This is a genomic window from Pantoea dispersa (genome assembly GCF_035783935.1).
Taxonomy (GTDB): domain Bacteria; phylum Pseudomonadota; class Gammaproteobacteria; order Enterobacterales; family Enterobacteriaceae; genus Pantoea; species Pantoea dispersa_C.
The window spans coordinates 16,483-38,146 of record NZ_JALKOV010000016.1; the positions used below are offsets into that span (position 1 = coordinate 16,483).

The following is a 21,664-nucleotide window of genomic DNA, read 5'->3' on the forward strand; positions in this document are numbered from 1 at the left end:
CCCTTGCGTTTATAGATCAATTATTCGCGAATATCCTTAATCCGTGTTCAATTTTCCAACCGGAGCGAAACATGTCTCATAAAATTGCATTGATTACCGGCGGTAACCGCGGTCTGGGCAAGAATGGCGCGCTAAAACTGGCTGCCAAAGGCGTCGATATTCTGTTTACCTGGCGCGGTCATGCTGAAGAAGCGCAGGCGGTCGTGAAGGAAATTGAGGCGCTGGGCGCGCGTGCGGTGGCGCTGCAGCTGGATGTGGGCGACAGTCAGCAGTTTGATGACTTTGCGGCGCGGGTCAAAACAACGCTGCAGGAGACCTGGCAGCGCGACAGCTTTGATTATTTAGTGAACAACGCTGGCCATGGTCATTACAAGCTGCTGGCTGAAACCAGTGAAGAGGAGTTTGATGCGCTGGTGAATGTGCATTTCAAAGGGCCGTATTTCCTGACGCAGAAACTGCTGCCGCTGATCGCCGATGGTGGACGCATCCTGAATATCTCCAGCGGTCTGACGCGCATGACGCTGCCGGGTTCAGGCACTTACGCCGCCATGAAAGGGGCGATGGAAGTGCTGACGCGCTATCAGGCGAAGGAGCTGGGCGAGCGCCGCATTCGCGTCAACATTCTGGCGCCGGGCGCGATTGAAACCGACTTTGGCGGCGGCCGCGTGCGCGACACGCAAGATCTGAACGCACATATCGCTTCAGTGACCGCGCTGGGCCGCGTTGGTCTGCCGGATGACATCGGTGATGCCATCAGCGCGATCCTGAGCGAGGAAACCGGCTGGATTACCGCCCAGCGCATTGAGGCATCCGGCGGCCAGGCACTGTAAAAACATCGCGCTGCGACCGAATTAACGGAGCAGCGCCCGTTTTACACCTCAATCGTGCCATCAATCAGGGTCCGGGTTTGCCCGCCAATCCAGATCGTCTCACCGGCAAAACGCACCATAATGCGGCCGGCGCGCTGGATGGCGCTGCCCTGACGCGCGCAGTAATCCTGCTGCTGGCCCTGCGCCGCCAGATAGCGTGCCAGACAGGCGTTGGCGCTGCCGGTGACCGGATCTTCGACCAGGCTACCGTTCTCGACCAGTAGCGCGCGCACCTCGTACTGCGCCTCTGCGTCCTGCGGCAGCGGACCAAACAGCGCGACGCCATTCACACCCGCATGCTGCTGCAGGCGCAGTAGATCGTCCGCCTGCGTGACCACCTCCAGCACCGCCTGTGCGCTGCTCATCGGGATCAACAGCCAGCGAATCCCCATATCCGCCACGGCTGGCGTCTGGCTGAGATCGAACGCGTCGCTGTGCAGTGCGCTGCTCATCAGCGCATCACTGAACGGCGTCAGACTGGCGTCCGGCGCGGCAAAGGCCAGCGTGCCGTCAGCGCCAATCTGTACCTCAACCAGGCCCACGCCGCACTCCTGTACGATCTTACCCGCTGTTTTCACGGGCCAGCCCGCTGCCAGCAAGGCATGCGCTGTGCCAAGCGTGGGGTGTCCGGCAAACGGCAGTTCACCTCCAGGGGTAAAGATGCGCACGCGATAGTCGGCTGTGGCATCCTGTGGGGGCAGCACGAAGGTGGTTTCCGACAGATTGGTCCATCGCGCGATGGCCGCCAGTTGTGCATCGCTCAGGCCCCGGGCATCCATAATCACCGCCAGCGGATTACCGCTGAACGCGCCAGTGGAAAACACATCCACTTGTTTAAACGCCACCTGCATGTTCGCTCCTTCCTCGTTGAGGTTGTCTGAAATCCGGATTTACATCCTGCTGATTGCTTAAGGCGTCTAACAGGACTATGAATAGATTAACAATTCTGCCAGCGGAGTCCGCTATGTTAAAAATTCTGGGCCGTAACTCGTCAATTAACGTCCGTAAAGTACTGTGGCTCTGTTCAGAGCTGGATATTGCCTGGGAGCACGAGCCGTGGGGCGAAGACCCGCAGTCGCTGCACTCGCCGCAGTTTATGGCGCTCAATCCCAACGCGATGGTGCCGGTGATCATCGAAGATGACTTCGTGATGTGGGAATCGAACGCGATTCTGCGCTACCTCGCCAACAGCAACGGCGGGGAATGGCTCTATCCGGATAATCCACGCGCGCGCGCGCCGGTCGATCAGTGGATGGACTGGCAGGCGACCGAGCTCAATACCTCATGGCGCTATGCTTTTATGTCGCTGGTGCGCAATTCGCCAGCCCATCAGGATCCGCGCCTGCTGGCTGCCGCCATTAAAGGCTGGAGCCACACCATGGGTATTCTTAACCAGCAGCTGGAAAAAACCGGGCGCTACGTCGCGGGCCGTAATTTTACCCTGGCGGATATTCCGGTTGGCCTGGCGGTGAACCGCTGGTTTGAAACCCCGCTCGACCATCCGGATTTCCCCGCCGTGCAAACCTATTACGAGCGCCTGACGGAACGCGAGGGCTACACCACCTGGGGCCGCAACGGTAAGCCCTGATCCTGGCCCGGCGCGATACCGGTGATTTCACAGGCCAGCGCGCCGGTGCGTTTCAGCGCCCAGGTATAACGCTCATCAAACGGATAACAGCAGGAGAGACGCAGCGCGTGGCGATAGCGGTCGCTCAGCGAATAGAGCGCGCCCGGCGTGACGCAAATCTGCTCCTGCAACAGGCGATGGAACATCTCAACCGTGTCTACTTTGCCCGGCAGTTCGACCCAAAACACAAAGCCGCCGCGCGGCAGGGTAGCGCGCGTGCCCTGCGGGAAGTGGCGGGCGATGATGCCGCGCGCCGCATCCAGATTGGCAGCGTAGCGACGGCGCAGCGAACGCAGATGGTGATCGTAACCGCCGCTGGCGAGAAATTCGGCCAGCGTTTCGCTCAGCAGTTTTGATTCGGTCATCGACGATACCGCCTTCAGCCGCGCAATCGCCGGGTGGAAGCGGCCGGCCGCCGTCCAGCCCACGCGGAAATCGGGCGCGACGGTTTTGGTGAAGCTGGTGCAGTAAATCACCCAGCCATCATGATCAAAGGCTTTAACTGGCGGCGACAGCGGCCAGTCAAACTGCAATTCATCATACAGCCCATCTTCCAGCAGCGGAACGTGGTAAGTATTCACTAACTTCGCCAGACGCTTTTTATTCTCCAGCGGCATCACGTAGCCCAGCGGATTCTGCGCGCCCGGCATGGCGATCAGCGCCTGAATGCGCTGCTCCTGCAGCAGCATCTCCAGCGCGTCCAGCGACAGGCCGTTTTGCGGATCGGTAGGGATTTCCAGCGCCTTCAGCCCGAGCGAGGCCAGCAGCGGAAACAGGAAGAAGTAGGTCGGCGATTCCAGCCCGACGCAGTCGCCCGGCTTCGTCACCGCCCGCAGCGCCAGCTGCAGCGCCTCCATGCAGCCGTGGGTCAGGGTGATATCCGCGACAGTCAGGTTCAGGCCGGTGTGCAGGCTACGGCGCGCAATCTCCTCCCGTAAGCGCTCACTACCCGGCGGAAGCGCGTAGCGACCAATGATGTCATTATCGCGACGAATAATGGAGGCGGTAATGCGCCCCAGCTTCGCTGCCGGGAACAGCTCGCTATCCTGCGGGCAGGCCAGCGAAATATTGGTGTAATCGGGATGATGCTGCGCGGCGAACACCTGCTCAATCAGTTCCAGTTTCTGCGTGCTGGGATCATTGATTCTGGCGCTCATTGGCTTAAGCGGCTGCGTCACCGCCGGCAGCACGCCGCGCACGTAGTAGCCAGACTGCGGACGAGCCTCAATCAGGCCGCGATCTTCAAGAATATGCCAGGCGCTCAGCACGGTATTGATGCTGACCTGATGCGACTGCGCCACGCGCCGGATAGCCGGCAGGCGTTTTCCCGGCTTCAGCGTGCCCTGATGGATTGATTCGGCAAAGCTGTCCGCCAGCTGCTGGTACAGCGTCTGGCCGGATGAAAGAGGAAGGGACACAAAAGCCTCCGCGCGCGATAGGTACAATTTAAAATTACTTCAACTGTATCCATCACAATAGTGATTTTGTGTCTCTGTTTCCATTGTAATTTGCGCACTAGCATGGAGCTTCGTTGATTCTCAGGGAAACGCACCATGCTCGATCCATCCTTCTTTAGCTATGTCACAGTCATGTCGATTACGCCGGGTCCTAACAATCTGTTACTGGCGACGTCCGGCGTGAATTTTGGCTTCCGGCGCACGCTACCGATGCTGTTTGGCATCCTGCTCGGCTGTGCGCTACAGATGCTGCTGGCAAGCGTGGCGCTGGAAATGCTGTTGCACTGGATGGCGTCTGTGCGGTTGCCGCTGACGGTGGTGGGATGCAGCTATCTGCTGTGGCTGTCGTGGAAAATCTTCCGCGCCGGTGCGCCGCAGCTGCGCGAACGTCCGCGTCCGATGACCCTGCTGGGCGGTGTGTGTTTCCAGGCGGTGAATCCCAAAGCCTGGCTGATGGTCACCAACGTGGCGCTGATGTACGCCAACAGCAACGGCGTGCTGGCGGTGCTGCTCGGCTTTGCCGCCCTCAACCTGCCGTGCATTTTGATCTGGGCAGCGCTGGGCGACCGGCTGCGCCATCACCTGCAGATTGCGTGGAAACGCCAGGCGTTTAACACCCTGATGGCGCTGTCGCTGGTGGCAACCACCGGCTGGATGCTGTATGACGCGCTGCTGTGAAGCTGATTACGGCGTTTGATGGCACGGTAAGCACGGGCACCATATAGGGGGCTGGTCAGTTAACGAAGCCGTAAGACGCACCCTGATGTAGCGGCGCGATTTATCGCGCAATGTGCAATGTATTGTGCCGCTAACAAACGTGCGCTTCCTGGTGAATAAATTCCAGGCTTAACCGTCAGGGATTGCGTCAGCCAAAAGGCGACACCGTAATCAAAAAAAAGAGGCCGCTATTGCGGCCTCATGCAGGTTAGTCATCAACGGTGAAGGGGCGGGCGTCGCCGTTTACTTGCCGACCACATGGGCGGTTTCACGGCCTTCGTCGTTCGCGGCTTCCGGCGTGATGACCGGCGCGTAATCCAGCTGCAGCACGCGACTGGTTTCGGCCAGCACTTTCTCGGTCAGCGCCACGTCGCCGTTCAGTTTGCGGCCCCAGGACGGAATCACCGCACGGATTTTGGTTTGCCACTCAGGCGAGCGCATCTGCTCCGGGAACACCTTCGCCATCAGCTCGAGCATAATCGGCGCTGCGGTGGATGCACCCGGTGACGCGCCCAGCAGCGCAGAGATCGAGCCGTCGGCTGAGGTCACCACTTCGGTGCCGAGACGCAGCACGCCGCCCTCTTTCTCATCATTTTTTATGATTTGCACGCGCTGACCGGCCGTGACCAGCTTCCAGTCTTCCTGTTTAGCCTGCGGCACATAAGCGCGCAGCGCTTCCATACGATCGTCATCGCTCTGCAGCACCTGATCGACCAGATATTTCACCAGATCGAAGCTTTTCAGCCCAACCTGCATCATCGGCAGCAGGTTACTGCTGTTCATCGCGCCGAACATATCCAGCAGCGAACCCTGTTTAAGGAATTTGGTGGAGAAGGTGGCAAACGGGCCAAACAGCAGCACCTGCTTGCCATCCAGCACGCGGGTATCCACATGCGGTACCGACATCGGCGGTGCGCCCACGCTGGCTTTGCCGTACACCTTCGCCATGTGCTGCGCCACCACGTCCGGATTCTCCGTGACGAGGAATGAGCCGCCGACCGGGAACCCGGCGTAGCCTTTCACTTCCGGGATACCGGTTTTTTGCAGCAGCGGCAGCGCCGCACCGCCGGCACCGATAAACAGCTGGCGCGCGGTCAGCACGCGCGACTCGCCGCTGGCGAGATTGTGCAGGCTCACCTGCCAGCGTCCATCGCTCAGCCGCTTGATATCGCGCACTTCCTGACGCAGACGCAGGCGGAAATGCGCTTTCTTCTCCAGCGCGGCAATCAGCTGACGCGTCACCTCACCGAAGTTGACGTCGGTGCCCATGTCGGTCCAGGTGGCGGCCACCTTCTGTTTGCGGTCGCGCCCGTTCATCACCAGCGGAATCCACTGAGCAATCTGGTCACGGTCTTCGGAATAGTTCATGCCGCGGAACAGGGTGCTTTTCTGCAGCGCCTGGAAGCGTTTGCGCAGGAAGTCCACGTTGGCATCACCCCAGACAAAACTCATGTGTGGCGTGCTGTGGATAAAGCTGGCTGGATTGCGCAGGTTGCCTTTCTGCACGTGATACGCCCAGAACTGACGGGAAATCTGGAAGGATTCGTTAATCGCTACGGCTTTAGCAATGTCGATGCTGCCATCCGCTCTTTCGGGCGTATAGTTCAGCTCGGCCAGCGCCGCGTGGCCGGTGCCGGCATTGTTCCAGCCGTTCGACGACTCGACCGCGACGTCATCCAGCCGCTCGACCATCTCAATCGACCAGTCTGGCTCCAGATCCTGCAGCCAGGTGCCTAAGGTAGCACTCATCACGCCCGCGCCGATCAGCAGGACATCCACGTCTTTTCGTTCCTGAAGGTGTGTGCTTTCCATGCCAGCGGCGGCTAGCGCCAGATTTACCGCAGTGTTGCTCATGAGGCGACATCTCCTCTCTGTTGCCCTGAAGCTCAACAGGTTCGCAGGCGAAACAGCCACGCTTTTTGCAAGCGCGTTGCGCTATCTCTCAAAGGTTAAGACTCAGGTTTAAGCCATAGGTGTGATAACGGTTAACTGCACGTTATGCATATGCATTCGAATATAACATTCTCGTATCGGAATTAAACGTTTGTTTATTTTTTAAATGCAGAAATGATTCAGCATAAGAATTAATCAGGCCGGCGGCGCTGTCATAAGGGATTTTTATCCCCTAATCAGACAGTTATAGTAACGCAGTTGTTGCATCGATGTGAGGGGAAAAGAATGGGTAAGCTTCATACGGTGAGATGGATCACAAATTAACTGATTGAAAATAATGGATTTGAGCAGAATTGATTTTTTATGCGGATTTTATGTTGCCTGATGTTTCGCCAGATCGTGTAAAAATAATGTTACATTTGTGTGAATCTGAATTTGGGCGCAGCGTCAGGCGCCCGTCAGAAGAAAAATGCATCATGCGCACCGCTCAGCGCACCTGAAACCAGCGGCGCCAGATAAAGCGAATAATGAAAAACTCAAGGGTGCCGAGCAGCAAAAACCAGACGCAGAACACAATGGTATAGAGCTGATTCACATCCTGCAGATGCAGACTCTGCTGCAACTGTTTCGCCAGCGCCACGCCAAACGAAGGGGCGGGCAGCAGCAGTGCCGAAAGAAAGCCCAGCAGCAGAATGCCGCCCGGGATGATCAGCGTTTCAAACGGGTTTTTCATCGCATCATTCCAAATCAGTTAGCGCGGGCATTAGCGCATAAAACCGCGACGCGGTGCAATCCCCGCAGCGGCGCGCACTCAGAAATTTCTTCTATTCCATTCACTTAGCGTCAAAAATAGCGCCAGTTAAGAGTTATAGCCTTTGCTATACTTAAACCCATGATTTTGTTGTCTTTTTTTTGATGATTTCCCGTGCTAGACTGCGCGCACTTTTTCATTACTGAACCTGATATGCGGACAAAGTGCAGGCTTAATCGGCTTATTTCACCGCATTGACTGAAAACCATGACATTTATCGCAACCCTGATTCTGGCCTTTGGTATGTCGATGGACGCTTTCGCTGCAGCATTGGGCAAAGGCGCATCACTGTATCGTCCGGGCTTCAAAGAAGCATTACGCACAGGGCTGATTTTTGGCGTCATAGAGATGCTGACGCCGCTGGTGGGCTGGGCTATCGGACTCGCCGCCAGCCACTACATTATGGCGTGGGATCACTGGGTGGCGTTCGGTCTGCTGGGTATTCTTGGCGGCCGGATGATCATGGAAGGCTTTCGCCAGACGGCCGATGAGCCGTGTGAAGCGCCGCAGCGCCACGGTTTTATGGTGCTGGCGCTGACGGCGGTGGCAACCAGCCTCGATGCGCTGGCGGTGGGCGTTGGCCTGGCGTTTCTGCAGGTCAACATTGTGCTGACCGCGCTCACCATCGGTGCAGCTACCACCATCATGGCCACCACCGGTGTGCTGGTCGGCCGTTTTATCGGTCCGGTGATGGGCAAATGGGCGGAAGTATTGGGCGGCGTGGTGCTGATCAGCATTGGCTGTACCATTTTGATTGAGCACTTAGGGCTGTTCCGTTAACGCCTGGCACGATGAGTCAGGCGCGTTTTTGTGATCTGGTTCAAAAATAATTGCGTGAAAAACGCGCGGACATTATACTTTTCGCGTAATTCTTCAACAATTTTTGTATCAGGTGCACCATGAAACGTTTTTTCCGCTCCGTGTTTCGTTCTTATGTTGAGACCTTCAAACACGTGCCGCCGGGCGCTCTTAACTAAGCGCTCTGCCAGAAACCCTCGATAATCGCGGTCAGGGATCGACCTGTGGTTATCATCCTGCGCTGTTCCGCTCTGCTTTTTCCTGTCACCAAAACTCACAAACATTAATTACTTTACCCTCAGGTCATACCGCTTTTCCGTCTGGCTTTTGATAACCTGCGCGCAAATTTTCTCTAACATTGAGGTCATCATGCAGCTGTGCAGTTTTTCTCTTATTGACCAGGCAAGAAAAAGTTATGGCATCGTGCAACCCGCAGGCGTGATCGATCTCGGGGCGCGGCTGGGCGACAGCTGTCCGGATTTGAAAACTCTGCTGCAGCGCGGTGGCCTGAACGACCTGCAGGCGTACCTGGACGAGCCGGTGGATTATGCCTTCAGCGCGATTCGCTTCCTGCCGGTGGTGGAAAACCCAGGCAAAGTCTTTTGCGTCGGCATGAACTATGCCGACAAGCGTCAGGAGTTTGCCGCCACGCTCGACGCACCGACGCTGTTTGTGCGCTTCGCCGATTCGCTGGCCGCGCACCAGCAGCCGCTGCTGAAACCGGCCACCACGGCTGAATTTGATTATGAAGGTGAGCTGGCGGTGATCATCGGCAAAGCGGCTTATCAGGTAAAAGCCGCCGATGCGCTGCAGCATGTGGCGGGCTACAGCTGCTTTATGGATGCCACCGTACGCGACATGCAGTTCACCTGGTTTACCGCCGGCAAGAACTGGCAGCAGACCGGCGGCTTTGGCCCGTGGATGACCACCGCTGACGACATTCCGGACCCGCAACAGCTGGCGATTAAAACCTGGCTGAATCAGCGCGAAGTGCAGAACGATACCACGGCCAGCATGGTACATCCGGTAGCCAAAATCATTGAATACATCTCGGCGTTCAGTCCGCTGTCACCGGGCGATGTGATCATTACCGGCTCACCGGGCGGCGTGGGGAAAAAGCGAACGCCACCGCTGTTTATGTTCCCGGGCGATGAGATCGAAGTGGAAATTGAGAAGATTGGTCGTCTGCGCCACCGCATTGTCTGACGCCAGCGTTGCACGGTGGCTGCTGCAGCACAGCCACCGTGCATTACCGGTTAAATAAATATTCAACAATACGAAATGTCCCGAATTTATTTTGAGATAGCGCAGATTTAGTTATCAGGTTAAATAATTATTGTTAAGTTAATTTTCCTGCTATGTATAGAGTAAATATTTTTGTGATCGCCAACTAATTCCCTCGCTTTGCCATAGTTAAAATTAAAACCAGCGGCGTATTATCGTCCACTGCCGATTCCGGCATGGAAATAAGGGATGATAATGAAAACCATCAGTCGCGAGATCATTAACGATCTCATTGACCGCGTGGGCGGTCGGGAAAATATTCTGTCACTTTCACACTGTATTACCCGTTTGCGCTTTGTGCTGCAGGATGTCGGCAAGGCCGATCCGGAAGCCATCCGCGCCACGCCGGGCGTTAAAGGATGTTTTAACGCGGCCGGACAGTTTCAGGTAATTATTGGAACCGAAGTTGACTCTTATTATAACGCGTTAGTTGAAACGCTAAATATTAGCGAAACCTCAAAGGAACAGATTAAATCCGCAGCGCGCAGCCAGATGAAATGGCACGAGTCATTATTATCCCACTTTGCTGAGATATTTTTTCCGTTATTACCCGCGTTAATTAGCGGCGGTTTAATTCTCGGTTTTCGTAACGTGCTCGGCGATATTGTCGTCGCCGACGATAAAACGCTGGTGCAGCTCTATCCGGGCGTGAAAGGCCTGTATGATTTTCTCTGGTTGATTGGTGAAGCGATCTTCTTCTATTTGCCGGTAGGGATTTGCTGGTCGGTGGTGCGTAAGCTGGGTGGCACGCCGATTCTCGGCATTGTGCTGGGCATTACGCTGGTATCGCCGCAGCTGATGAATGCGTATCTGATTGGCAGCCAGGTGCCGGAAGTGTGGAACTTCGGCTGGTTCACCATCGATCGGGTCGGCTATCAGGCGCAGGTGATTCCGGCACTGCTGGCCGGGCTGGCGCTGGCGAAAATTGAACTGGCGCTCAAACGTATCGTACCTGCCTATCTGACGCTGGTGGTGGTGCCGGTATGTGCGCTGCTGCTGGCGGTCTTCCTCGCCCATAGCCTGATTGGTCCGTTTGGCCGCCTGATTGGCGACGGCATTGCCTTTGGGGTGCGTCATCTGATGACCGGCAGCTTCGCGCCGATCGGTGCCGCGCTGTTTGGCTTCCTGTATGCGCCGATGGTGATTACTGGCGTACATCAGACCACGCTGGCTGTCGATCTGCAGATGATTCAGAGCATGGGCGGCACGCCGGTGTGGCCGCTGATTGCGCTGTCCAATATTGCGCAGGGCGCGGCGGTCGTCGGCATCATCATCGCGAACAAAGATCGCGCTGAACGCGATCTCACCGTGCCGGCCGCCATTTCGGCGTGGCTCGGCGTAACCGAGCCGGCGATGTACGGCGTCAACCTCAAGTACCGCTACCCTATGCTGTGCGCGATGATTGGCTCTGCGCTGGCGGCGCTGCTGTGCGGCCTCAACGGCGTGATGGCCAACGGCATCGGCGTCGGCGGTTTACCGGGCATTCTTTCGATTCAGCCGCAGTTCTGGACGGTTTACTCGCTGGCGATTCTGGTGGCGATTATCGTTCCGCTGCTGCTGACCATCATTATCACTAAACGCAAAGCGGCAACCGCCATCATCAGCCAGGCAGAGGTGCAACATGAACAGGCACGCTGAATATCCCTGGTGGCGCCAGGCGGTGATCTACCAAATCTATCCCAAAAGCTTTCAGGACAGCGGGGCGCGCGGTACCGGCGATCTCAACGGTGTGATCCAGCGGCTGGATTATCTGCAGCAGCTGGGCGTTGATGCGCTGTGGCTGACGCCGATCTATGTGTCGCCGCAGATTGATAACGGTTACGACGTGGCGGATTACACCGCCATCGATCCCGCCTACGGCACCATGGCCGACTTTGACCGCCTGCTGGCGGAGACGCACCGGCGCGGCATGCGCATGGTGCTGGATATGGTGTTCAACCACACCTCGACGGAACACGCCTGGTTTAAACGTGCCGAAGCCGGTGAACAGCCGTATGTTGATTACTATATCTGGCGCGACGGTGTGCCCGGCACGCCGCCCAATAACTGGCAGTCCAAGTTTGGCGGCAGCGCCTGGGCGTGGAATGAACGGCGTCAGCAGTACTATCTGCATCTGTACGCGCCGGAGCAGGCCGATCTCAACTGGGAAAATCCGGCGGTGCGCGAGGCGTTAAAGCAGGTGTGCCACTTCTGGGCGGACAAAGGCGTCGACGGGCTGCGGCTCGACGTGATCAACCTGGTGTCAAAGCACCAGGATTTCAGCGACGATCTGCCCGGTCACGACGGACGGCGATTCTACACCGATGGCCCGCGCATCCATGATTATCTGCAGGAGTTTAACCGCGATGTGTTTACGCCGCGCGGGCTGATGACGGTGGGGGAAATGTCCTCGACCACGCTGGCCAGCTGCCAGCGCTATGCGTCGCTGGCGCACACCGAGTTGTCGATGACCTTCAATTTCCACCATCTCAAGGTGGATTATCCGCAGGGCGACAAATGGACACTGGCGGCACCGGACTTCGTTCAGCTCAAAGCAATCTTTGCAGAGTGGCAGCGCGGGATGCACAACGTGGCGTGGAATGCGCTGTTCTGGTGTAACCACGATCAGCCGCGCATCGTCACGCGCTTTGGTGATGAAGGCGCGCTGCGCGTCGCCTCGGCAAAATGCTTTGCGATGCTGCTGCACGGTATGCAGGGCACGCCCTATATCTATCAGGGCGAAGAGCTGGGGATGACCAATCCGCATTTCACCCGTATTGAGCAGTATCAGGACATCGAGAGCCATAACATCCATGCGGCATGGCTGGCGCAGGGTAAACCGGAAGCGGCGATCATGGCGATTCTCGCCAGCAAATCGCGGGATAACAGCCGCTCGCCGATGCTGTGGGACAACAGCGCCAATGCCGGCTTCACGCGAGGTGAACCGTGGATCGGCGTGGCGGATAACTATACGCTGATCAACGCCGCCAACGCGCTGCTCGACAGCAACTCAGTGTTCTACGGCTACCAAACGCTGATTCGGCTGCGCAAGCGTTACGCGATATTCACCGACGGGGATTATCAGGATCTGGCACCGGAAGCGCCGCACATCTGGTGTTATCGCCGCAATTCGCCGCGTGAAAGCCTGCTGGTGGTGGCGAACCTGACTCACAACACGCAGCCGCTGCTGCTGCCGGAAATTGAGGGCAACTGGCAGGTGCTGATGAGTCATTACGGTGAGGTATCGCAGCCTGGTGCGCTGACGCACCTGCGGCCTTTTGAGGCGGTGTATTACTACCAGTCGTAACGGAGAAACCGGATGGCGCGCTTCAGCGATCTGTGGAGCGCGCCGAAGGCGTTACTTCAGCGTGCCGCATTCCGCCACGGCAAGGTAATCGGTGTATAGCTGCGGCGAACCGGAAAAGGACGCCAGCTGCTTCCACTCTTCATACATCTGTTTGGTATCCCGGTGCGCGCGGGCAAAATCTGCCGCGCTGGCGGTGGCGATATCCGGCTGCGGATAAAACACATTCAGCGCCGCTTCACTCTCAATCTCCATCATTACTACATAGCCGTCCAGCCGGTTGCCGCTGTGGCCTTTTAGCAGATGAAACTTCCAGCCGGGATAATCCACAATGCGCGCGGCATTCTGCATGATAAATTGCTCAAACTCCTGCGGCTGCACGCCCGGGCGCAACGCCAGATAGTGCGTACCGAGAATGCGAGCGGTGCCGCTGTGGGCGTCAAAGCGCGGGCCGCCCGGCAGCGTACTGTGGGGATTTTCGGCCAGCAGATCGAAATGGGTGAAAATCGTCGGGCGCCGCGCAAAGGTGGCCAGCTGACGCCATTCGCTCAGCAGCGCGTCTGCTTCCGGGTGCAGATGCCAGAAGTGCTCTGCCTCGGCGGTGAGCTCACCGTCATCCTGCATAAAGCGTGCGCGCTGTGCCGCATCTTTCATTTCAAACAGCATCAGGTATTGATCGACGCGCTCACCGCGCAGACCGCGAAACAGCGTCCAGCGCCAGCCGGGATAGCAGGGCAGGTGCACGCCTTTTTCCCGTACGAAGCTTTCAAACTGTTCAGGGGTGACGCCCGCTTCGGTGTCGATGGCGATATAAAAAAAGCTATAAACAGACTGGGACATAACAGGCTCCAGGCACGCCGTCGCGTGCCGTTGCGGGATCAAAGAGGTTTAATCGAACTGGGTATTGATGATGGCTTCCACCAGCACGCGGCCGGCAGGCGTGAGCGTGACGTAGCGGCCATCGCTGTGCACTAACTCGCGCTGCTGCAGCTCACGCAGCGCCCGGGCGATGGTCGGCTGGTCAAACAGACTGACGCCAAACTTCTGCTGAAACAGCACATCGTCGAGCGGAATCAGCGTCGACAGCGCCATTTTGCAGCCGTTGATGGCCTGCTGATCCGGCGACATGCCGCGCACCGAAGCGATCGGCAGTTCACCGTTATCCAGCGCGCGCTGATAGTCGGCGTAATCGGTCAGGTTGATTAGCTCGGCGCCGGCACACTTGGAGCTGCCGCCAAGGCCAATCGCCACTTCCGGTGCCTGCTGGTCGAGGTCGGTAATGATCGCTTTCCACTTCTCCGGCGGTGCGCTGCGATGGTGGAAATACATGGTGGGATGCTCAAGGTAATCACCATCCAGCCACTGCTCGGCCAGCGCGCGCATCTGATACTGCTGACCCAGACTCGGCATCGCCGCGTTCTTACGCTGCCAGGCATTTTCTCCCTCCGCCGACACGCCGGTGCGGCTTTCAGCGAACGGCTTCATGTGCAGCTTGGTAAACACCAGATGCGACAGATCGAGCGCGCGCGCCTGCTGCAAATCGTCACGCACGTCGTCCACCGTTTGTCCCAGCAGGCCGTACATCAGGTCGACGCTGACCAGCGCGAATTACCTTGTAGCAGGCATCTGCGCTGTGCAGGCGACCACAGCCTTTGATCAGGCGGTCCGAGAATGACTGCGCGCCAAACGACAGTTTGCTGAAGCCGAGCTCACGCAGCTGCGCCAGAAACTCGCGCGTCAGCGTGCCGGGCTCACCTTCAAAGCGCAGCGTGGCCTCACGGAAGTTGAAATGGTTGCGGTAAAAATCCATCAGGCGCCGCAGCTCATCGGGCGGCAACAGCGAGGGCGTACCGCCGAACAGGTTAAATTCACCCACCGGCACTTCACCCAGCGCCGGCAGCTGCGCCAGCCACAGTTTTGCCTCCTGAATGTTGTGATCGACGATATTGCGGAACAGCTCAGGCGCGCGCGTTGACTGCGGATTCACAATCACCGTTGGGAACTGGCAGAAGTGACACTTGTAGCGGCAGGTAGGGATGTAAGCCCACAGATGAATTTGCGGCGCGTGGCTCAGGCTGTGCTGCATGGCACGGAAAAAGTTCGGCAGCGGAAAATCGTCGATATCGCCGGGAAACACATGGCAGCCGAACGGATCGTGCACCACGTATTCGAGCAAATCAGCGTTTTCCGGCCGGCTAAGCACCTCGCATATGGCCGGGCGAGGATAGTGACGATCGATATCCTGCAGGGATTGCAGCCAGGCAGCACGCATCAGAACACCCCGCCATTTGCAAAGTAGTTATGCGCCTCACCGGATTCGCGATCTTCGCAGTAATACCAGACAAAGCGGGCGAAATCCTTTTCCTTCACCTGAGCAAAGCAGGCCGGCAGCGGCGGTGGCTCGCCAATCTCTGCGCCGACGGCGCGCCGGAGCGCGGCGAACAGCGCATGGCGAAATTCAAAATAGAGGCGAAACGCCGGGGTTTTATAGCTGTGGATCGGCAGGAAATCGGTCACACTCATCTCCAGCATCATGCTGTGGATGCGGGCGAACAGGCGTTCAGCCACTTCTGGCGTGAAGAAATCAATCACTGCGGCATCGTCGCGCAGCAGCGACGGGTTGAGTAGCACCGGCAGCACCAGATTTTTCGGCACGTAATCTTTAATCGAGTATTCCCACGCCTGCTGCGCCTGCACTGCGCTGACATCGGTAAACGGCGTCAGTGCGGTGAGCGCCGGGCGCACATCTTTCATGATGATGGTGCCGTTATGGCCGTAGGCCACGCCTTCAATCACTTCGTGCAGCAGGTTATCTACCCGGCGGCTGTTAATCTGCACACGGGAGTTGGGCGCATACACCGGCTTACCGCCGGCCGCGATCACCTTGATGCCAAAATCCCAGTCGTCTGACAGATGTTCAACAAACTCACCGTTTTTCAGCTGATAAAAAATCTCGATGCCGCCGACGTCATCGTACAGCTGCTTTTCAACGCCAAAGCCTTTGCCATCCGGGAAGCCACCAAACAGGGAGAAGGAAGCGTGGCGGCAGCGCAATGTCTTATCAATTTCCGCATACAGCCGTGGACGCTCGTGGAAATCTGCCGTTTCGTAGTAGTAGTTACAGGTGCCCAGATCGCCGTTTTGCGCAATCATGGTGCCGACCAGTTCGTCGATCCACAGTGCGTCAACCGTGCAGTCTGCATCAGCGGAGAGAATGTAATGTTTGCGCTGAAAACCGCTGGCTTCGTCGCGCAGTCCCGCGCGCTGCGAGGCGAAATCCATGCCTTTTTTCCGCGCCGAAGAGACGCCCTGCACTGTTTCCTGCAACTGATGAATCGTCAACTGCGGATGCTGCGCGGCAAAGGCCTCGATCAGCGCGACCGAGTTATCGGTGGAATTATTATCCACCATGATCACTTCCAGATTATCAAAATTAAACAATCCGCCGGGCGAACGCTGCTGCAATATTGATTCCAGCACCGCGTTAATACGCGCCGCCTCGTTATAAACCGGCAGCACCACCGAAATAAAACAACGGTTATCCATAGTCACTCCTTAACTACACATTAAATATCTGCCGGAAGATGTGATCCGACAGCAGGGATTTGCCTTTCTGATAATTGCGCATGGCGATGGCGTCGCGGCGTGCGTCATCCCGTAACAACGCATTGACGCGCTGAATAAACCCGGCATCGGGCAGGCCATCATGGTGAGCGGAAATAGCCATCAATTCACCTTCAAAACCGTACTGGCCATACACCTCTTGATAATATTCATAGCGGGTGGCGATATAGCATCGCTGATGGCTAATCGCCTCGCCAATCGGATTACCGTAGCTGTCGTAATCCCATGCGGTTAAAAACGACACCACATCGCAGGCGTGATAAAGATCCTGAATGGTGGTGGCGTGTGGATTGCGCTCCATAAAGTCGTGATTTAACGCGCCAAAAAAGATGACGTAGCGTTCCAGCTGAAACTGGCTAATTAACTGCTTTAACGCGTGGTAATGTACGCTGTCTTCCAGCGGATCGCCGGCCACCATTAAATAAACGCGCTGCGGCTGATGCTGCGCAACAAGTTCACTGTTCAGCGCATGCAACAGGTGAATATCGCGATCGAGCCGCTTAGCCGGAATAATTCGCGTAGTGCGGGCAATCACCTTGTCCTGCGCCAGCAAGCCAAACTGGCGGCGTAAATCTTTGCGCGGATGGCTCGGGTCAAAAGGATAGGTATTACGCATCACCTCGATTTCGACCTGATGTTCGCACCAGGCTGCCAGCTGTGAGGCCAGGGCCTGGTTCAGCGTGACATAAGTGATATGCGGCGAGGGCTGCGGGCGGACCGCATGTGGCCAGGGCGCGCTGCCGTAGCGCGATGAGGTGGATTCGCTGTTCCACATCAGGTCATGGTCGCGCCACAACACAAACCGGCCGAGCTGTTTTGCGGCACCGTATTGTGCAATCGCCAGATAGAGCGCGCGGGTAAAAATAATATTATCCGGCAGCGTCCCGTTCTCAATGATTAAATAATTGATATCCAGTGCCTGCCATTTTGCGCACAGCGCGCTGGCCACTGCCTGCGCCATTTTCTCCGTCCGCTGCACCAGAATTTTTTCTGCCGCGGCATCCAGCGTCTGGCTATGATTAATCAGTACGTCATGAACATATTGCAGAAAGGCTGGGTTATAACCGTCAACCTGACGAATTTCATCGTGCCGGACTAAGGTAAAATGGTGCTGCAGCGAATTGATTTCATTTTCGGAATAGGGCCGTCCGAAGTTTCCTTTATCTATTTTTATGTCGTAGCCGATATCAAGAAAGGCGGTAATTCCCTGCTCGCGTAAACGAACGGCGATTTTAGTGGCTTCTACCGTAATACCCGATAATGCCACGGCATCAAAAGAGATAAAAAGGGCCTTGCGTTGTAAATCCATTTGGTCACCACGCTCATACCTGAACATTAACAGTGACTGAACGGTAAGTTAAATTATCCGGTTAAACTTTGATCTAATCCACAAAAGTTTACTACTGCTAATTAATTCATCTTCGCTAATGCATTTATTGCTAATAACGGATTTCGGGCTTTAATTAATAATATCCGTCTTTAAGTTTTGTCTTGAATTAATAACTATAACCAGCATGCTGAACGCGATAATTTCCCTATTTATGGCCTAATCGTTCTGATTATTTATCGTCATTATGCCGTTTAATTCATCCGGCAGGACGAGTGATCAGGCGATAACGCAGAGGCGGAAACGTATTGGCGGGCGGATAAAGAAAGGGTGCGCATGGCCTGCGCACCCGGAGAACGAATATTAAGCGGGGAAAGAGGATTTACACCCCATCGGTAATCGGCTTTCTGACCAGCAGCAGGTAAGCCAGCGCGCCGACCACCGTGACGCCAGCACAAATCATCAGCGCGAGGCTGAACGATTTGGTGGTATCCAGCACCCAGCCGGTAATTATCGGCGCAAAAGAGGCGAAAACGAAGCTGGCAAAGTTCTGGATACTGCCCACTGACGCCGTCATGCGCGCCGTGACGTTAGCGTGGATCAGGCCCCAGCATGAGGTCCCGGCAAAGTGAATGCAGAACAGCGCCATACCAATCAGCGTCACCGCGCTGCTGGTTTCGGTGGCGCGCGTCACAAAGGTGGTAAAGGCCGCGGAGAGCAGCATGCCGCTGACAATCGACACCTTGCGCACTTTCACCGCGTCGAAGCCGCGCCGCACCAGCGCATCCACCACGTAACCGTTGAGCAGCATGCCCGCCGCACCGAACAGGAAAGGAATGGCGGCCAGCAGACCGGTGCTTTTCAGGTCCAGATGATAGGTGGTCTGCAGATAGCCCGGCAGCCAGGCGATGTACAGCCACGCGGTGTAGTTGATGCCGCTAAAGCCAATCATCATGCCCCACATGGTGCGCTGCTTAAACAGCCCGCGCCATTCGGCGAAACTCAGCGGCTCTTTGCGTGACGCCACGCTGCCCGCCTGCAGATAGTGAATCTCTTCACCGCTCAGCTTGTTGTTATCCCGGTCGCGATAGGTGAGATACCAGCCAATGGCGAGAAACATGCCCAGCACGCCGATGGTGACAAACATGCCGCGCCAGCCCATCACCAGCATCATCGCCGCCAGAATCGGCGGTGCCACCGACAGACCAATCATCGACGCCGCGTTAAACATCCCCATCGGCATACCGCGATCTTTGATGTTGAACCAGTCGTTGATCACCTTGACGCCGCACGGGTTCATCGGCGCTTCGCCAATGCCCAGCCCGATGCGCACCAGCACAAACTGGGTGAAGTTATGCACCAGCCCGGCCGCCGCCTGAAACAGTGACCAGAAGAACATGCCGATGGCCAGCATGATGCGCGGGCCTTTGCGGTCGAGCAGCGCGCCGCACGGCAGCTGGGCTAAACCGTAAGCCAGCGAAAACGCCGACAGCAGCACGCCAATCTCGGTGGCCGATAAGCCCAGCTCCTCGCGGATGGTCATGTTGGCTACCGACAGCGAGCTGCGGTCAAGATAGTTAATGATGGCGGCGAACAGCAGCAGCAGCATGGCGGTGATTTGAATCTTACGGATGCGCGGTGAGCGCACCACGTCCGCGCGCGCCGGCACATAATCCTGCCCGGCGTGCTCGGGTGCTGGCGCGTTGGTGCCGCCGCGCGTTGATGTATTTTCCATTGCAACCTCCCAGGTTCGGGTACTTATCGTTATCAGTCTTGGGGTTCCTGCGGCAGCGAAACGGGCTGCCCTAAGGGGCTGCCTTCGAGACTAGAAGTAAACCGCGGGAGATGTTGCAAACATGTTTCTGATTCGTGCGGGCGCTTATGCTTTGTGGTTTTTAATCGGTTTTTAATTGTACTGCCGGATAGAGCGGATCATTGAGTGTTTGGCGGTTCTGAGATGTGCATGCAGCGCACACAGCGCGTCCACATCCTGGCAGCTGATGAGCGCGGTGAGAATCGCCATATGCTCCTCCAGCGCGACGATGTTGCGCTGCTTGAGGTCGCTTTCATCCCACTGATAATGCGAGTGAAAAATCACGGAGATAATTTCCAGTGACTGATTGAAAAACGGGTTGTTAGCGGCGGAGAGGATCAGCGTGTGCATCTCTTTATCCAGCGCGGCAAACTGGCGATAGTTGCTGGCGATGGTGTCGCGCAGCGCGCGATGACGATCCAGCAGATCGCGCGCCTGCACCCAGCGCTCATCACCGGCGGCGAGGTTAAGAAAGCGGGTCAGCGCGTGCGTTTCCAGCATCTCGCGCAGTTCAAACAGCTTTTCGGCGTACTCCTGATCGAATTTCTTCATCCGCCAGTGGCCGCGCTTAACCGGCTCCAGCAGGTTATAACGCATAAAGCGCAGCAGGAACTCGCGCACCACCACCGGGCTGACCCGCACCTGCTGCGCCAGCTGCAGCTCGGTAAAGCTGTCGCCCGGCATCAGCAAACGCTGGTTAATCAGGTTGAAAAACGCCTGCTCAAACTGCACCGCCTGCTGGTCGATCGGCGGGCTGAGCACGCTAAACCCATCTTCCTCGCAGGGATCGCGCACGATCACGTAGGTTTCAGCCACTTTTTCCAGCACGCCGCGCTGATGCAGATGCTGCAGCGTGTGGCGCACCGTGGTGCGGCTGATATTAAACATCTCGGCCAGCGCCGCCTGCGGGGGCAGCGGCGAGCGCACATGGCGGCGGGCAATGGCTTCCAGCATTTGATTGATGACGTTCTGACGCAGATTCTGGCTTCGGCTCATACAGCCCTCCGGTTTTTTATGCATTAAAAACCACACAAAGCCCAAAAAAATCGCGCTGACTCACACTTCGTACAGCGCAACCTCCCGTCGTGGTCGATTTTCGCCATAACTGCGGGAACAGCCCAGGAGGAAACGATGACGAACATGAAAACGCTGGTGGTCGCTGAACCGCGCAGCATGGTGTGGCAGCAGCGCAGCGTACCGACGCCTGCCGCGCACGAAGTCCTGATCAAACCGATTGCCGCCGGCATTTGCGGCACCGATATTCACGCCTGGGCTGGCAATCAGCCGTTTTTCTCCTATCCGCGCGTACTCGGTCATGAGCTGTGCGGTGAAGTGGTGGCGCTGGGGGCGGCGGCACAGGGTTTTCAGCCGGGGCAGCGCGTGGCGCTGATCCCTTACGTGGCCTGTCAGCGCTGCGACGCCTGCTTAAGCGGCAAAACCAACTGCTGTGAACAGATTTCAGTGATTGGTGTGCATCAGGACGGCGGTTTTTGCGAGTTTCTCAGCGTGCCGGATACTAATTTGCTGGCAGTTGACGATGTGGCGCCCGAAGCAGCGGCGCTGATCGAGCCCTTTGCCATCAGCGCCCATGCGGTGCGGCGCGCGGCGCTGGTCGCCGATGAGCAGGTGCTGGTGGTCGGGGCCGGACCGATTGGCCTGGGCGTCGCGGCAATTGCTGCCGCAGCCGGTGCGCAGGTGGTGGTCGCCGATACCAGCGCTCAGCGGCGCACGCACGTTGCGCAGCAGCTGCAGCTGGCGACGATCGATCCGCTGGCGGCGGATTTTACGGCCACGCTGCGCGCAGAGTTTGGCGGACGGCTGGCCGGCAAAGTGATTGATGCCACCGGCAGCCCGGCGGCGATGAACAGCGCCGTGCAGCTGATTCGTCACGGCGGCACCATCGTGTTTGTCGGCCTGCACAAAGGCGATCTGGTGATCCCTGACACCGAGTTTCACAAAAAGGAGACCACGCTGCTGGGCAGCCGCAACGCCACGCGCGAGGACTTCGATAAAGTGCGCGCCCTGATGGCCAGCGGTCAGCTGCGGGCCGACATGATGCTCAACCGCCATTATGACTTTTCGACGCTGGCCGAGACTTTTGAGCCGGAGGTGATCAACAACCGCGAGCTGATCAAAGGCGTCATCCATTTCGCCCGATAGG

The 21,664-nt window shown here is 57.2% G+C and carries 20 protein-coding genes; 9 read left to right on the forward strand and 11 right to left on the reverse strand.

What is annotated here, in order from left to right; all coding sequences use genetic code 11:
• Positions 1 to 71: 71 nt before the first annotated feature.
• On the forward strand, positions 72 to 830 hold the full coding sequence (locus MXF20_RS22160) for an SDR family NAD(P)-dependent oxidoreductase (protein ID WP_325971510.1): 759 nt from the start codon (positions 72 to 74) through the stop codon (positions 828 to 830).
• A 41-nt stretch (positions 831 to 871) separates the two neighbouring features.
• On the opposite strand, the gene MXF20_RS22165 is transcribed toward MXF20_RS22160, so the two are convergent.
• Positions 872 to 1,720 carry a PhzF family phenazine biosynthesis protein gene (locus tag MXF20_RS22165; protein WP_325971511.1) on the reverse strand — a complete coding sequence of 283 codons (849 nt, stop codon included), beginning with the start codon at positions 1,718 to 1,720 and terminating at the stop codon, positions 872 to 874.
• Positions 1,721 to 1,833: 113 nt separating this feature from the next.
• On the opposite strand from MXF20_RS22165, the gene MXF20_RS22170 reads away from it, so the two are divergent.
• The gene (locus MXF20_RS22170; protein ID WP_021507906.1) at positions 1,834 to 2,457 is read left to right on the forward strand and encodes a glutathione S-transferase family protein; all 624 of its coding nucleotides are present in this window, start codon (positions 1,834 to 1,836) and stop codon (positions 2,455 to 2,457) included.
• Here MXF20_RS22170 and MXF20_RS22175 read toward each other — a convergent pair.
• Positions 2,424 to 3,914: a PLP-dependent aminotransferase family protein gene (locus MXF20_RS22175; protein WP_325971512.1), complete on the reverse strand. Its 1,491-nt coding sequence runs from the start codon at positions 3,912 to 3,914 to the stop codon at positions 2,424 to 2,426. The genes MXF20_RS22170 and MXF20_RS22175 overlap by 34 nt on opposite strands.
• Positions 3,915 to 4,049: 135 nt before the next feature.
• On the opposite strand from MXF20_RS22175, the gene MXF20_RS22180 reads away from it, so the two are divergent.
• Positions 4,050 to 4,631, forward strand: coding sequence for a LysE family translocator (locus tag MXF20_RS22180; protein ID WP_325971513.1), 582 nt, complete (start codon positions 4,050 to 4,052; stop codon positions 4,629 to 4,631).
• Positions 4,632 to 4,913: 282 nt separating this feature from the next.
• Here MXF20_RS22180 and MXF20_RS22185 read toward each other — a convergent pair whose 3' ends face one another.
• Together MXF20_RS22185 and MXF20_RS22190 are read right to left on the reverse strand one after the other, a co-directional pair.
• A complete protein-coding gene (locus tag MXF20_RS22185; RefSeq protein ID WP_125310459.1) occupies positions 4,914 to 6,524 on the reverse strand; it encodes a malate:quinone oxidoreductase in 1,611 nt (536 codons plus the stop codon).
• Positions 6,525 to 7,050: 526 nt separating this feature from the next.
• Positions 7,051 to 7,296, reverse strand: coding sequence for a DUF1158 domain-containing protein (locus tag MXF20_RS22190; protein WP_325971514.1), 246 nt, complete (start codon positions 7,294 to 7,296; stop codon positions 7,051 to 7,053).
• Between the two features lie 285 nt (positions 7,297 to 7,581).
• Here MXF20_RS22190 and mntP point away from each other — a divergent pair, with 285 nt between their 5' ends.
• From mntP to treC, 5 genes are all read left to right on the forward strand, one after another.
• The gene (gene mntP / locus MXF20_RS22195) at positions 7,582 to 8,154 is read left to right on the forward strand and encodes a manganese efflux pump MntP (RefSeq protein ID WP_021507902.1); all 573 of its coding nucleotides are present in this window, start codon (positions 7,582 to 7,584) and stop codon (positions 8,152 to 8,154) included.
• A gap of 119 nt (positions 8,155 to 8,273) precedes the next feature.
• Entirely contained in the window at positions 8,274 to 8,351 is a 78-nt protein-coding gene (azuC, locus tag MXF20_RS23470; RefSeq protein ID WP_125310475.1) for a stress response protein AzuC, read from the forward strand.
• A gap of 190 nt (positions 8,352 to 8,541) precedes the next feature.
• On the forward strand, positions 8,542 to 9,378 hold the full coding sequence (locus MXF20_RS22205; protein ID WP_325971516.1) for a fumarylacetoacetate hydrolase family protein: 837 nt from the start codon (positions 8,542 to 8,544) through the stop codon (positions 9,376 to 9,378).
• 273 nt (positions 9,379 to 9,651) lie between these two features.
• Positions 9,652 to 11,094, forward strand: a complete 1,443-nt coding sequence (treB, locus tag MXF20_RS22210; protein ID WP_325971517.1) for a PTS trehalose transporter subunit IIBC — start codon at positions 9,652 to 9,654, stop codon at positions 11,092 to 11,094.
• Positions 11,078 to 12,742, forward strand: coding sequence for an alpha,alpha-phosphotrehalase (gene treC / locus MXF20_RS22215; RefSeq protein ID WP_325971518.1), 1,665 nt, complete (start codon positions 11,078 to 11,080; stop codon positions 12,740 to 12,742). Before treB ends, treC begins: the two co-directional genes overlap by 17 nt.
• Before the next feature lie 51 nt (positions 12,743 to 12,793).
• Here the strand turns inward: treC and MXF20_RS22220 are convergent, their stop codons facing one another.
• The 7 genes from MXF20_RS22220 to MXF20_RS22250 form a co-directional block, all read right to left on the reverse strand.
• Positions 12,794 to 13,579, reverse strand: a complete 786-nt coding sequence (locus MXF20_RS22220; protein ID WP_325971519.1) for a hypothetical protein — start codon at positions 13,577 to 13,579, stop codon at positions 12,794 to 12,796.
• A 48-nt stretch (positions 13,580 to 13,627) separates the two neighbouring features.
• Positions 13,628 to 14,323, reverse strand: coding sequence for a hypothetical protein (locus tag MXF20_RS22225; protein WP_325971520.1), 696 nt, complete (start codon positions 14,321 to 14,323; stop codon positions 13,628 to 13,630).
• On the reverse strand, positions 14,283 to 15,011 hold the full coding sequence (locus MXF20_RS22230; protein WP_325971521.1) for a radical SAM protein: 729 nt from the start codon (positions 15,009 to 15,011) through the stop codon (positions 14,283 to 14,285). Before MXF20_RS22230 ends, MXF20_RS22225 begins: the two co-directional genes overlap by 41 nt.
• Entirely contained in the window at positions 15,011 to 16,285 is a 1,275-nt protein-coding gene (locus MXF20_RS22235; RefSeq protein WP_325971522.1) for a glycosyltransferase, read from the reverse strand. Before MXF20_RS22235 ends, MXF20_RS22230 begins: the two co-directional genes overlap by 1 nt.
• Positions 16,286 to 16,298: 13 nt before the next feature.
• Positions 16,299 to 17,672, reverse strand: a complete 1,374-nt coding sequence (locus MXF20_RS22240; protein ID WP_325971523.1) for a glycosyl transferase family 2 — start codon at positions 17,670 to 17,672, stop codon at positions 16,299 to 16,301.
• Between the two features lie 400 nt (positions 17,673 to 18,072).
• The gene (locus tag MXF20_RS22245) at positions 18,073 to 19,425 is read right to left on the reverse strand and encodes an MFS transporter (RefSeq protein WP_325971524.1); all 1,353 of its coding nucleotides are present in this window, start codon (positions 19,423 to 19,425) and stop codon (positions 18,073 to 18,075) included.
• A gap of 171 nt (positions 19,426 to 19,596) precedes the next feature.
• Positions 19,597 to 20,499 (reverse strand): GntR family transcriptional regulator, encoded by a 903-nt coding sequence (locus MXF20_RS22250; protein ID WP_325971525.1) that lies wholly within the window; start codon positions 20,497 to 20,499, stop codon positions 19,597 to 19,599.
• Positions 20,500 to 20,634: 135 nt separating this feature from the next.
• On the opposite strand from MXF20_RS22250, the gene MXF20_RS22255 reads away from it, so the two are divergent.
• The gene (locus MXF20_RS22255) at positions 20,635 to 21,663 is read left to right on the forward strand and encodes a zinc-binding alcohol dehydrogenase family protein (RefSeq protein ID WP_325971526.1); all 1,029 of its coding nucleotides are present in this window, start codon (positions 20,635 to 20,637) and stop codon (positions 21,661 to 21,663) included.
• The last annotated feature ends 1 nt before the right edge of the window (position 21,664 follow it).